Here is a 13103-nt window from a genome sequence, read left to right as displayed (position 1 = left end):
AAGCTTCTATATACGTTCTCGAGCGCAGTTGCATCGATGCCGCTCGCCTCGGCATGGGTGGCGGGTCTTCGGCCTGTCGGCCAGCGGATACGGTAGGGCTTTAAGTAGTTGTGCCACATAAGGTAGGCCCAGAGGCGCAGCATGCCGTTTGCGACATTGCGGTTGAAGCAGACACTCTCACGATGGTGGTTCGCCAGGTCCTTTCTGAGCTCGCGATCGGTGTAGTTCGAAGAAAAGAGCGGATTGTGGATCGTCCGTGGCAGGTGTGAAGAAATCCTCAGGTGCACGAGTCGCCCTCCTCCCTCACCCCAGTAGACTGCAAGCTTCCGCACGAGGCGCGCATAGTCGGGCTTCTCATCGGTGATCAGCACGAAGGGCCTATGAGGCTGTGGCGGCTGCACAGCAAGGCTCGTCGCCAGCACCTCCCTGAATGACCGGCCGATCCCACCCCGTTCGAGCCGAATCGTCGAATAGAGCGCCTGTGCCTTCGCCTTCTGGTCCTGCCGCATGCTCCCTGAACGTTTTCGTGTGCAGTGACTGACATCGAGCACGAAGCCGCTTGTCCGTCCCACCGCAATGGGGATTTCGCTCGGGAAGTACTGCGAGCAGTCGAAGGAGACAAAGCCGTCGATACAGATGTCTTCCTTGCCTCGCCGAACGCGCAGCATCCGGGCGTGGAGTGCAATACCCTGGCGAGCCAGTCGGTCGATACGATTCGTAAGCAGCGAAAGCGAGCACCCGAGCGCGCGACTCATCCCCCGTAGGCTCTCCCCGCCTACCAGCCTATAGAGCACATCCCGGTACGAGACAATGCGCTTGAGATAGTAGTGCGTCGAGTACGTCTGGGTGGAAAAGCTTTTTCCGCAGCGCGTACAACGAAACCGGCGCACCTTCCCGAAAGCCTTGGTAGCATACCAGCCAATCGCATAGGCCCAGGACGAGGCGGGTGCCTCGTAATGGTAGGGACAGTTCGGATTGGGACAAAAGGCAAACCAGTGCACGAATACCCTCCTTGACCGCAGTGGCGGTCATAGAGATATTCGCGCAAACTGACTATCTTTGCTTCAAGTCTTTACACAAGGTTGAGAGCACTACTCAAATTCTCATCGATGCAGTGCTCGCTCGATCTCGGGTTTATTGAAACCGACAATAATTCTGCCATTTACATCGATAACAGGTACGCCCATCTGTCCGGACTTCCGCACCATTTCCTCAGCGCGGCGCATATCTGCAGCGACATTATATTCGGTAAATGGAATGCCATTCTGGCGGAACCAATCTTTTGCCATCCTGCAGTATCCGCAGCTTGGTGTGGTGTAGATTGCAACAGACATATTTCCTCCTGCTTGGTGGTAGGTTTTTGTGGTTTGTGGTTACATATGAAAAATAATATATATAAAGTTGTGCGTCAAGATATTGAGCGCCAAAAAATGAAGCAGGCAAGCAATTGCTTGCGTCTAGTAAATGTGGGGATCAAAGAATATTGCTTGATTTCAGCATGGGTTGTTGCGTTCACATGTGGCTCGGGGTGTCTGGGCCTAGGGGGAAGAATTTCGCTAAGCGCCTCGACAAGCAGTACACGCACATATTTCCAGTATGAACTGTCGCCAGCGTTCCAGATTCAGGCTGCCATTCCGCTCGCTATAAGGAATGAAGTCTTAACACAATCCGTATTTGCGGAATCAGCTTTTGCCGCAAAAGGCAAGATTGCCGGAGCCGAGTTTGCCGCAGGAAAGCTTGCAATCAATGATGCTGCTGGTTTCCTAGCAAAAGCCGATGCGATTTCAAATCGCGGTTCATCGACGCTTTCTGTGAGCAGCCCTGGCAGCGTGAATGACCCATGGGGGCTTTCGGTTGGAGCCGGAAAATGGGCGCTTTTTGCCGCAAAAGGACCTCTGTACAGTGATGCTGCATTTCAATATGTACTTGCCGATCGGCCTGGAAGGCTGGCGGTTGCAGCAGGCTTCCTGATGGATGCGCAACAGGAAATAGGAACTGCATTGCGTCATGCGTCTCCGTGGATAGCAATCAGCGCAGGATATTTCCACCATAGTTCGAGCATTCTAGCAAGAATACAGATGCTGCCAAATTTTCAGAGCGCCCGGCAAATTCAGGCCGACCTCGATTGGGCAAAAGGCGCGGCAGCCCGGCTTGATTTTTCGTTCCGGAAAGGAAATTCGTCCGTCGAGGGATTCGCGTATGCCGAAGCTGGCGATTTTATTTCCGCTTCCGGCGATGTCGCAGCATATGATGCATTGATCTATTCCCATTACGATGCAGTCTTTCCTGGCTCACCGATAATAAAAAGCGTAAGCCTTCGGGCGGGAATATATTCAAAACAGGGAGCAGTCTCGCCAAAAACAGGCAGCCTGCCTGCATGGGGACAATATCCCGATCCGCTTCTATTGCGCTATTGGCCGGACAAAGCCGATATCAATTTCAAAATCAACAATACTGAAAGACGCTTCAACATATTCAACAGCCCAGGAGTTTTGGATTCAGCTTTTTCAGCAGGGATATCCATTGAACCTTCGGATTGGCGCGCAAGACTGCAGATGGATTTGCATACAAGACATGCGGGCAAAACATATCCGCAGTATGGCATAAATCTGGCGATTCAAGGCTCTTTTGCACTGCCGGAGGATAAAGCCAATGCTGCTTCGGAGCCCGAAAATGCAGTTGAAAATGCAGAAGAGAATGCGGCGGACGGAAATTTTTATGAATATCCAGAGCAGCAGGGGCGCGCCATCTCGTATTTGGACAGATTCCTTGGACGCATGCAGATCTCTCTGAGTTTTTTGTTTGAAAAATTTTCTTCGCGATTGGCGGTTGCGATTCCGATGAATGCAGAAGAGTCTCGCACCTATTCCTGCAAAATTCAGATCGGGCTCAAAACGGAGCCTTTACATCTCGAAGGCTCATTGACGCTTGAATATAATCCGGAAGCAATGATCATATCGCTGCCATATGCACGCGTTTTTGCAAGCTTTGCGCTATAGGGTCATCCTCATATAAGCGATTTTTGGTTCGGCGCTTTCAGGAAAGCGAATTCATCCAAAGGTAGTTTTCAAATCCTGGACATTGCGTTACCATGAACAAGGAGGATGCGAAGTGGAAAGTGCACTAATCGTTGTTGATATCCAGAACGATTTTTGTCCTGGCGGTGTGCTTGCCGTCCCGGATGGTGATGCGATTATTCCAGCAGCAAATTCACTGCTGGCTGCCTACCCCATCAGCGTGCTGACTCAAGATTGGCATCCACTCAATCATTGTTCATTTGCCTCTGCAAAGTCCCTGCCTCCTTTTTCTCTGGATACGAGTGCTGAGCCTCCGAATGTGCTGTGGCCCGACCATTGCGTCGCAGGCACCAAAGGTGCCGATTTTCATCCCGCGCTCCAGAGCTGGAAAGCCCGGTTCATCATTCGAAAAGGAACCAGAAAGGAACTCGACAGCTATTCTGCATTTTTTGAAAATGATGGTGTGACGCCTACAGGCCTTTCGGGCTTGCTGTCTTCGCTTGGCATACAGCGCGTGCTGGTTTGCGGGCTTGCAACAGATTACTGTGTAAAGGCAACCGCACTCGATGCCCGGCGTGTCGGGTTCAAAGTTGTCATCGTTGAAGATGCAATCAAAGGAATCGATGCAAATCCAGGGGATATCGACAAAGCAAAAACGCAGATGCGCGATGCAGGCTGCGTGTTTGCCAAGACACACGAGCTGCTGGCCAAGATCTAGAAGATAGCCTCAAGTAGCAATGAGGAAAGGAACACTATGAATTGCCTCTATCAAAGCGCGCTATTCACTGATTTTTATGAGCTGACTATGGCGCAAGGATACTGGAAGCGCCGCATGACCATGCCTGTTGTGTTCGATTATTTCTTTCGCAGACATCCGTTTGGAGGAGGATATTCGGTTTTTGCCGGGCTCGCGACGCTCATCGAAGCCCTCGAGGACTTTGCATTCTCCCGAGAAGATCTGGACTATCTTGCAACGCTCGGGCTTTTCGAAAAGGAGTTCCTCGAATATCTCTCTTCATTTCGTTTCAAAGGAACGATTTATGCTGCCCGCGAAGGAGAGATTGTATTCCCGCAGGAACCGCTCCTTCGCGTCGAAGCAGACCTCATCACCGCGCAGATTGTCGAAGGCCTTGTGCTCAATGTGCTCAATTTCCAGAGCCTCATTGCCACAAAAGCTGCACGCGTGTGGAATGCTTCACGGCGCGGTGCGATTATGGAATTCGGCTTGCGCCGCGCACAGGGCGCGGATGGGGCGCTTTCAGCAAGCAGGGCTGCATTTATCGGCGGTGCGGTCGGAACCTCGAATACACTTGCCGGCAAAGAATATGGCATTCCCGTCCTTGGCACTATGGCTCATTCCTGGGTCATGTCCTATGCTTCCGAGCTTGAGGCATTTAATGCATATGCCGACATTTATCCGAAGAATACGGTTTTTCTTATCGATACCTACAATTCTCTCGAATCAGGCATCGTCAACGCCATCGAAGCAGGCAAGAAACTCAAAGAAAAAGGGCTCAGTTTCGGCGTGCGCCTCGATTCCGGCGACATCGATTACCTTTCGCGCATGATCCGATCCAGGCTCGATGAAGCCGGCCTTCAGGATGTCAAAATTGTTGTCTCAAACGAACTCAACGAAGAGATCATTGAAAGCCTCGTCGACGACAAGGCCCCAATCGATGTGTGGGGCGTCGGAACGAATCTCGTAACCGGCGGGGATGAAGCAGCATTTACCGGAGTCTATAAACTCTCGGCGATCGATCCTGAGGGCGAAAAGCGGCCAGTCATGAAGTTTTCTGACAATCCCGAAAAATCGACCAATCCGGGAGTCAAAAACCTCTGGCGTATGTATGACGAAAAGGGTTCGGCACGGCTCGATCTTATTTCCTGCAGCGAAGAAGAAATTCAAGAAGGCACGGAATATATTGTCCACCACCCGAGCGCTGACTGGCGCCAGCTGAAAATTGTCCCTGCGCGAATTGAGCCGCTTCTTTTTAAAGTGATGGACCATGGCGTTCGCGTGCTCGACCTGCCCGATATCAAGGAATGTCAGGCATTCATGAAAGAGCGTATCAAGAGTTTCGATTCGACATACCTGCGCCTGCTCAACCCGCATATCTACAAGGTGTCGATTACCGACAGGCTCTATGATCTCAAAGTCTCGCTCATCAACGCTTTCTTGAAGCAGAAGCTGTCCAAATCCTGAGGATTTCTAGCGTTTTTGGGTTTCAAATTGGCGCTGGGGGCAATCCGAAAACTGCGTCAGCTGAATTTTCAGCTCCTTCGTTCGGGTTTTTTAAAAAAAGGCACGGCTGCTCCTTTGCCGATTTTAGCGACGAGGGATTCAATCAAGCGATCCATGTCCGTGTCCACAATGAGATCGTCATAGATTTCCTTGTGCAGAAAGCCTTCATTCACCATATGGCGCAGCAAACTCAGAAGCTGGTCGTAATAATGCTCGATATTGAGCAAAGCGACCGGCTTCTGGTGGTACCCGATATATCGCCAGCTCCAGACTTCAAAGAGCTCCTCCATTGTTCCTATGCCTCCCGGCAAGGAAATGAAGGCGTCTGCTTTTTTCTGCATAAGTGCTTTTCTCTCATGCATATCCTTGACAACGAGGAGCTCTGTCAGTTCCTGCTGTTCCACGAGCGCGAAAAGACGCTCCGGTATAATGCCGATTACCTTTCCCCCGGTTTTCATCGCCGATTCGGCGACGATGCCCATTAGGCCGACATTGCCGCCTCCATACACCAGGGTCATCCCTTGACCAGCAATTGTGCGCCCTAACCTTGCGGCAGTATCCGCGTACACAGGGCTGTTTCCCATGGAAGAGCCGCAGAATACGCAGATTTTAAGAGTTTTCCTGGACCGCGGCGCAGTATGCATGCTGTCTGTTCCCGACAGGTTTTTGCTCATTGGAGTTCCTTTCATTACTAAAGTATCCGGAAAAGTGCCGTCAGGCAATGGCGAGCCGGAAAGCGACAACGAGAGACAGCGGGCGCGCAAATAGCAGCGGGCTCGCCTTTTGGCAGCGTGCACGCAGACAAATGCAAACCCGCTTCCGCCAGTAAGAAGCCTACAGTACAATATTAGCAGGATAATAGAGAGGTTAATATGCCAAATCGCAATTACAAAGCAGAGCTCGTAGGCGTTTTCGGTTATCCTGTCGCGGAAAATCCTACGGTTGTCATGATGGAGGCCGCCTTTCGGGCGCTGGGACTCAACTGGCGGTACCTTACGATCGAGGTGAAGCCGGACAATCTCGCTGATGCGATACGTGGCCTTGTGGCCTTCGGCATGCGGGGTATCAATCTCACCATTCCGCATAAAATCGAGGTCATGAAGTACCTCGACGAAATCGCCGGCGACGCGCGCCTCATTGGTGCGGTGAATACGGTTGTCGCCGAAAATGGCCGGCTTCGCGGTGAAAATACCGATGGCAAGGGTTTTCTTCGCTCTCTGAAAGAGCAGGGTAGTACGCGCATCGCAGGCTCGAGGGTGTTTCTCCTTGGTGCGGGAGGAGCTGCGCGGTCCATTGCGGTCGAACTGGCCCTGGCTGGCGCCGGACACATTGTGGTTGCAAACCGGACGAGGACAAGGGGCGAGGATCTGGTGAGGACACTGAATGAGGCGACACAGTGCCACGCCGACTTTCTGCTATGGGACAGGCAGCTTGCAATTCCGGAAGATACGGACATCTTGGTCAATGCGACCTCGATCGGCCTTTTCCCGGATATAGAAGCAGTGCCGGACATCGATTATCGGACAATCCGGCCCGACCTCGTTGTCTGCGATGTCATCCCCAATCCGCCGCACACCGCATTCCTGAAAAAGGCTGAAGCGCGCGGCGCAAAGACGATCGATGGGCTTGGCATGCTGGTCAATCAGGGAGTCATAGGCTTCAAGCTGTGGACAGGGCTCGAGGCGCCTCGCGAGGTTATGATGGAAGCTCTGTCGAAGGAGTTTGCGGGCTGAAGCCTTTCCATGAGTGATCGAGCGAATCGGCGATATCCTTGTAGAGCTTGTATTTTTTTAGATACATTCCAGCTTTGGCGGAATCTGGCTCGAAGCGGCTTCCAAGCTTTACCATATGCGCGGCTGCTTCGCGCAAATCTCTGTAGGTGCCGCTTGCGACTGCGGCCGACATAGCGCAGCCCAGGGCTCCCGGTTCCGATGCAAGAACCGTTTCTACCGGAAGGCCGATGACATCGGCGAACATCTGGACCCATTCTCTCGACCTGGCTGCTCCTCCGGTGAGACGCACAGCAAGCGGAGGCGTGCGCGTCGCAAGCAGTTTGTCGATATGCGTTTTGTGGCTGAACACAATTCCTTCGAGCACAGCGCGAATCATGTGCGCCCTCGTGTGCCGGGCTGAAAAGCCTGCAAAACAGGCCCGCGCCTCAGGATTATAGTTCGAGCCGAAGAGAAATGGCAGGAATACAAGATCGCAATCTTCTGGCGCGATGTGCCGGGCCATGCGCTCTGCGAACTCGAAAATACTGAGGCCGGCTTCCGCAGCCTCATTTTTTTCTTTATCCAGAAAGAAATTGATGAACCATTCGTAATTACCGGCAGAGGTGGGGCTCGATTCCTCGATCAGGTAATATTCAGGCATGCAGAAAAGCGAGTTCATCATGATGTTGCCGTCGGTGACGGGCCTTCTGGACAAATATTCATTGATGCTCCAAGTGCCGGCGACGACACAGAAATATTGCTCATCGATCACACCCGAAGCCACCGCACAGGCATCGATATCGAACATGCCCCCCGCAACCGGCGTTCCTTCGACAAGCCCCGTCGCCTGAGCTGCTGACGCGCTGATTTTTCCGCACAGGTCTGTGGAGTGAACAAGCGGCGGCAGTTTGTCGTACAAATCGCCAAGGCCATAGGCTTCCAAAAGCGCGCTGTCGAAGCTCCGGTCGCGGATGTTCAAAAGCCCGGATCCGGAATAGTCGGTGATTTCGGCATACGCTTCACCTGTCAGCATAAAACGCACATAATCCTTGGCTTCGAATACCCATTTCGTGCGTTCAATAACCTCGGAAGCATGGTCCTTGAGCCATGCGACAAGCGAGACAGGCTGGCAGGCAAGTATTTTCTGAAAGGTTTTTGCATAGACGGTTTGAGCGGTGCCGTCTTTCTCCCAGCGCAAGGGGTATTCCCAAGCCCTTGTGTCGGTGGAAACTATGCCGGGGTAAGCTGGCCTTTCATTTTTTCCCCAGAGGTAGAGCCCTTTGCCATGGCCTGTACAGGCAACTCCTGCTATCAACTTTGAAGGAATGCGCGACTTCTGGAGCACTTCTCGGATGATTCGGCAATTAGCCTGCCAGAGCTCGAGCATGTCGCGCTCGGCAAAGCCGGGTTTCGGGGCAGAGAAGGGCACGGTTTCGGATGCGATGGCTATTTCTGCGCCTGTTTCATCGAAGAGGGCAGCTTTTGCAACGGTGCCTCCGTTGTCGATGCCGAGAAAATAGTGTTGCATATTCATTCTCCGCTACTGATTCGATCGAGCTTTTTTCTGAGGAATGCGTGGGCACGCCCAATGTCGAGCTCCCAATCTGCGCCTTTCTGGTACCAGAATTCCGAGGTAAAAATCCGCGCGCCGGCAGAAAATGCCGCTTCAACGCATGTATCGAAATTGACATGCCCCTTCCCGTACGGTATTTCGCGGAAAATACCGGGCTGCGTCTCTTTCAAATGGACTGCCACCAAATGCCCTGCGCCGCCCAAGATATCTTGAGAAATGCGCGTAATATCGCCTTCAAACGCATTCGTCACATTGCCGACATCGGGATAGATCTGCAGAAATGGCGAGTCGATTTTCCGCACAAACCTGAGCGCTTTTTCTACAGTATTCATAAAAGGTGTTTCCATTGTTTCGAAAGCGAGGCAGACCCCATAGCGTGCCGCGAATGCCACACTTTTTGCCAGGTTTTCAGCAAAGAGCGCCTGCGTCGTTTCTGTCGAAGGCTCATAATAGGCGTCGTAACCGGCAATCTGAATAATTCGTATACCGAGGTCTGCAGCCAGAAGTATCGCGCCCTCCATGATTTCCATACCGCGCGCGCGGGTTTTCGGGTCTGCACTGCCAATAGGGTATTTTCTGTGACCGGACAGGCACATGGTCAAAATGCGAATGCCAGCGTCCTGTGCTGCGTTTACTAGCTCGCGCTTCCACTGAGCTGACGCTTCGAGGCGAGCTAATTTTTCATCGCTCTCATCGATGCTAAGTTCCATAAAATCGTAGCCATGCCGCGCCGCAGCCAGCAGTTTTTCCGAAAGGATGAGCGATGGAGGCATGGCTTTTTCGTATATTCCAAGCGAGTATTGGTTTCTGGAGCTCTCATGTTTCATTTCAGCAGGCGCGATACGAGTTCTCGCAGCCCGGAGAACGAGGCATCGAGCGACACCCGCTGGTAGGTCCTCGCGGTTTTGAGCACAAGCATGTCGCCTTCCGCTTCTATATCGGTTATGGCCTCGGCAGCCAATGCATCTTCCAGTTCGACAAGCGCGGTTCCGTAGTTGAGCGTACGTGCGCTTTTTGCCGGGATGGTCACCATTGTTGGCGTCCCGAGCAATTCGGGATGCGCGCGGGAATACGCAAGGCCATTGGCAAAAGCCCCGACGGCGTTCTCTGTGCCGAGACAGAATGTCCGATCTGCACCGCCTTCGTGCAAAGCCCACGGTGTAAAATTGCGCCCGCCGTACTGCATCCAGAGGTCGTTGAAGCCGAGCGCGATTTCATCGTTTGGCAGCCCTCGTGGCCCAGGGAAAAATGTTACATAGGCGAGCTTCAGAACCGGATTGACGACACAGCTCCAGCCCAGCGCCTTGTGTGCAGGGATTGCACCAGTCACGAAATCGGTATACCCGATCATGCCCGGGACAATGCTCAGGTCGACCGGTTTGCCGTCGCGGCCTGGCGCCTTGAGCAGGCTGTCGAACTCAGCGCCCTGCGCAAGCCTGCCAGTGTCGTCGAATTCGGTGCCCTTTGGTGCGGTCATACAACGCTCAGCACTCACATAGATGCGGCAGCCAGCCTGGAGGAAGGGCGAGCCCAGCGTGTTGTGCCGAGCAAGGTTTATGGAGACGGGAGCATCGCCATGGTTCTCTATGGTCATGGCGCTGTAGTATGCCGGTTTTCCTGCCTGCACGACATCGTATTTTGTGTAGGAAAGCGGCATACGCACATCCGGGCTTTCGAGCGTGAATTTTGCATACGCAGCATTGCCATCCTGTATGGCGCCTGAAGACGCTAAATTCCATCGCTCATTCGCTGTCCAGCCATGGGCAGGAAGCCCGACGCCATCCACTGTGCAATCGGGGCCAAAATTCGGGCTGCAGGGGAAGTCGCCAGCCAGAATATAGAGAATGTTTGCTTTCCAGTATTGCCCATGCTCGTGCGAGGACCAGGGCAGCCCAGAATTGCCGCGAAAATCTGGTATCCAGTGCGCGTTCACTGCGCCTTTCCCTTTTTTAAGACTGAATTCTGGCATCATGCCGCCAAGATCATCGACGATCGCGCGTACCTTTTCATTGCTGAGCAGAACAGAATTCCGGCCAAAATATGCTATGCGTTCGACATCCGCCGCGGTATGCATCATGGCGCCTCCTTCTTCAAGCCTTAAGCCTCGGGCCCGAAGTGCTTGAGCATGACGAGGTCGTCAGTGTCGCTTGTGTTGGTAATCAGCACCCCTTCACGCGCCGCGCGCTCCGTGACAAAGAGCTCGTCATGTGTCATCTGGCCGAAGCGGATCATGGCCGGCGACTCGATGTCGAGCGAGCCGAATTTCCCGTGTCCCTGAATGACTATGGCACCGTATGGGCCCTTGTCCTTGATGAGCGCCGAGCGCCCCGGAAGAATGGTCAATTCTTTGGCCGAAAAATATTCGGACTTGTAGACAATGTCGTGCTCCTCATAACCTTCCGCGCGCATGTCTTCCAAAGGCTTGGCGGGTTTGGGCGGCATGAAGCGATGCTCGTAGAAGAGCGGATCGGTGTTGAGTTCCCAGTCCAGAAGCTCTACATAGTAGTCGAGGTCGTCTTTTTTGTCCTCGGGAATATCCTTCTGCAAAAGCTCTTTGGGTGTGTAGGAATTCCATACGATATTCTGGAACATCGCAAATACATCAGAAGCGCGCTGTGGTTCATAGGTGAGCAGGGAGCCAGGTGCGTGCAGGATTCCGGGCGGTACATCCCAACCAGTGCCGGGCTGCAGCAGGTAAGCCCGCGAGAGCGCGAGGATATTGTTGTCCTTTTTCTCCCAGTCAGCGAGGCATTGCTTGATCTGTTCCCTGGTCGTGCCCGGGTTGAGGCCGAAGAAGGTATAGGGGAACCATCCACCGTGATTGTTGAGCTGCTTCGGGAAATAGTAGGATTCGGGCTTTCCCATCTGGCCTATATTTGCGGCCATTTTGTCGGTGTGGTGCACATGGTGGGGCAGAGGTTCCTGATTGTCGAAAAATTTCGAATACGCGCGCCATCCGCCATGCTTTTTCATGACAGCATCCCCCAGGATTTCGCGTCCAGCGAGCTCGATCGCATCTTTCAGGAGCACATGCTGCTTTTCATCCACCCAGATAAACGAAAGGCCTTCGAATGGGGTTGTCAAAGGGCCGTTGTCCGCTTTGGTAGTCGAAGCGAACCAGCGTTCATCGATGCCGCCGCGGTTTGCGCCATACGCATAATAATCATTTGGATGCAGTTTGAGGCGCCTGCCGGGGATGCAGAACGAGCGCGGAACCCATGCGGGCTCGAGCCTGAATACGCCATTGCCTTCATTCAAGGCTTTTTCGACGAGCTGTTTTTCATGTGCCATAGAATAGCCTCCTGTGCAGTTCTTATTATTTTCTTTCAACTTCTTTTCTTTCGGCGGCAAAGCTGCCTTCTGGCGGTCTTGCCGTTGTTTCCCGAACGATGAGTTCCGGCTTGAGCATTACCCGGATTTTTTCTCTATTGTCATCTTCCCTGCCAGCTCGATCGATTATGATATCGACCGCATGCGTGCACATTTCGCGGAAGGGTTGAGCTACAGTGGTCAGCGATGGTCGCATCATCCACGATTGCTGGATATTGTCGAGCCCGGCGACGGAAATCTCGCCAGGAACCGCTATGCCGCGATCAGAAAGCAGGTTGAGCACGCCAACTGCCATATAGTCATTCTGAGCCCACAGCGCAGTGAATCGTGCTCCCGTGTCGAGAAGATACGCAATACCTTTTTTGCCCGATTCGAACTTGAAATTGCCCTCGTAGATACACTTGTCTTCCAGAGTCCCGCCACCTGCCAGCACAGTATCCCGAAAACCGGCAAGCCTGTCGCGATTTATCGCAATGTCGAGCGGGCCGGTAATGCATGCGAAAGCCCGGTGGCCGAGCGAGAGCAGATGCTCTGCAACCAGCTTGCCGCTTTCGTAATTGTCCATAACTACAGATGGAATATCTTCTCTTTCGAGTGTGCGGTCGATAATGACGACCGGAATTTTTGTCCTGTCGAGAATCTTGAGCACATGGCTCTTGTCGGAAACGCGGGAGAATATGATGCCATCGATATTGCGCCGGATGAGGTTCTCGATGAACCGCTCTTCCCGGTCGGGGTCGGAATTAGTCGAGCCGATTATGAGATTGTAGCCTTTTGCCTCAGCGGCTTCTTCAGTAAAGCGGATGAAGGAAATAAAGGTTTCATGCTGCATTTCCGGCACAACAAGCCCGAGGAGCCTCGTACTTTTGATTCGCAGGCTTTGCGCGACCAGGTTGGGTTTGTAGCCCATGTCGCGGACTGCTTTTTCGACTCTCAGGCGAGTCTCTTCGGACACAGGAATAGTTCCGTTGATTGCCCGCGATACGGTGGATGTCGATACACCTGCCAGCCTTGCGACATCTTTTAACGACGGCATATGGTCAGCCCCGATTCATGATAACGATTGCACAAACGATATCGCACTTTTAGCAAGTTGTCAAGGTCGAACAGAAGATTAAATAATTTCATATTATATAAATAAAAATTTCAATATCATGCGGATAGTTGGCAACTATGTATCTTTTTCTTGCAATCGATTGCACAAATGATTTCATGAAAAAAATTGCGCT

At 52.7% G+C, this 13103-nt stretch carries 12 protein-coding genes; 4 read left to right on the top strand and 8 right to left on the bottom strand.

Annotated elements, in window-relative coordinates; genetic code table 11:
• Together GAP13_RS06965 and GAP13_RS06960 are read right to left on the bottom strand one after the other, a co-directional pair.
• A partial coding sequence (locus GAP13_RS06965) for a hypothetical protein (RefSeq protein ID WP_158907574.1) occupies positions 1–1001 on the bottom strand: 1001 nt, incomplete at its 3' end.
• Between the two features lie 102 nt (positions 1002–1103).
• Positions 1104–1334 (bottom strand): glutaredoxin family protein, encoded by a 231-nt coding sequence (locus tag GAP13_RS06960; RefSeq protein WP_158907572.1) that lies wholly within the window; start codon positions 1332–1334, stop codon positions 1104–1106.
• A gap of 96 nt (positions 1335–1430) precedes the next feature.
• On the opposite strand from GAP13_RS06960, the gene GAP13_RS06955 reads away from it, so the two are divergent.
• From GAP13_RS06955 to GAP13_RS06945, 3 genes are all read left to right on the top strand, one after another.
• Positions 1431–2999: a hypothetical protein gene (locus GAP13_RS06955; RefSeq protein WP_158907570.1), complete on the top strand. Its 1569-nt coding sequence runs from the start codon at positions 1431–1433 to the stop codon at positions 2997–2999.
• Positions 3000–3111: 112 nt separating this feature from the next.
• Positions 3112–3735, top strand: a complete 624-nt coding sequence (pncA, locus tag GAP13_RS06950) for a bifunctional nicotinamidase/pyrazinamidase (RefSeq protein ID WP_158907568.1) — start codon at positions 3112–3114, stop codon at positions 3733–3735.
• 36 nt (positions 3736–3771) lie between these two features.
• Positions 3772–5220: a nicotinate phosphoribosyltransferase gene (locus tag GAP13_RS06945; RefSeq protein WP_158907566.1), complete on the top strand. Its 1449-nt coding sequence runs from the start codon at positions 3772–3774 to the stop codon at positions 5218–5220.
• A 68-nt stretch (positions 5221–5288) separates the two neighbouring features.
• On the opposite strand, the gene GAP13_RS06940 is transcribed toward GAP13_RS06945, so the two are convergent.
• Positions 5289–5933 carry an LOG family protein gene (locus tag GAP13_RS06940; RefSeq protein ID WP_241864308.1) on the bottom strand — a complete coding sequence of 215 codons (645 nt, stop codon included), beginning with the start codon at positions 5931–5933 and terminating at the stop codon, positions 5289–5291.
• A 198-nt stretch (positions 5934–6131) separates the two neighbouring features.
• Between GAP13_RS06940 and aroE the strand changes: the two genes are divergently transcribed.
• On the top strand, positions 6132–6992 hold the full coding sequence (gene aroE, locus GAP13_RS06935; RefSeq protein ID WP_158907564.1) for a shikimate dehydrogenase: 861 nt from the start codon (positions 6132–6134) through the stop codon (positions 6990–6992).
• Here aroE and GAP13_RS06930 read toward each other — a convergent pair.
• The 5 genes from GAP13_RS06930 to GAP13_RS06910 are packed head-to-tail and all read right to left on the bottom strand — an operon-like array spanning position 6955 to position 12910.
• Positions 6955–8499 carry an FGGY-family carbohydrate kinase gene (locus GAP13_RS06930; protein WP_158907562.1) on the bottom strand — a complete coding sequence of 515 codons (1545 nt, stop codon included), beginning with the start codon at positions 8497–8499 and terminating at the stop codon, positions 6955–6957. The two genes, aroE and GAP13_RS06930, sit on opposite strands and share 38 nt — an antisense overlap.
• A gap of 2 nt (positions 8500–8501) precedes the next feature.
• Positions 8502–9371: an L-ribulose-5-phosphate 3-epimerase gene (locus tag GAP13_RS06925; RefSeq protein WP_158907560.1), complete on the bottom strand. Its 870-nt coding sequence runs from the start codon at positions 9369–9371 to the stop codon at positions 8502–8504.
• A complete protein-coding gene (locus GAP13_RS06920; protein ID WP_158907558.1) occupies positions 9368–10621 on the bottom strand; it encodes an aldose epimerase family protein in 1254 nt (417 codons plus the stop codon). Before GAP13_RS06920 ends, GAP13_RS06925 begins: the two co-directional genes overlap by 4 nt.
• Positions 10622–10641: 20 nt before the next feature.
• Positions 10642–11835 (bottom strand): hypothetical protein, encoded by a 1194-nt coding sequence (locus GAP13_RS06915; RefSeq protein WP_158907556.1) that lies wholly within the window; start codon positions 11833–11835, stop codon positions 10642–10644.
• 25 nt (positions 11836–11860) lie between these two features.
• Positions 11861–12910, bottom strand: coding sequence for a LacI family DNA-binding transcriptional regulator (locus GAP13_RS06910; RefSeq protein WP_158907554.1), 1050 nt, complete (start codon positions 12908–12910; stop codon positions 11861–11863).
• Positions 12911–13103: the final 193 nt, after the last annotated feature.

The sequence above is a fragment of the Rectinema subterraneum genome (genome assembly GCA_009768935.1).
In the GTDB taxonomy this organism is placed as follows: Bacteria; Spirochaetota; Spirochaetia; order Treponematales; family Rectinemataceae; genus Rectinema; species Rectinema subterraneum.
The sequence above is the reverse complement of the archived record's forward strand: the minus strand, read 5'-3'. Positions and strand labels throughout refer to the sequence as shown.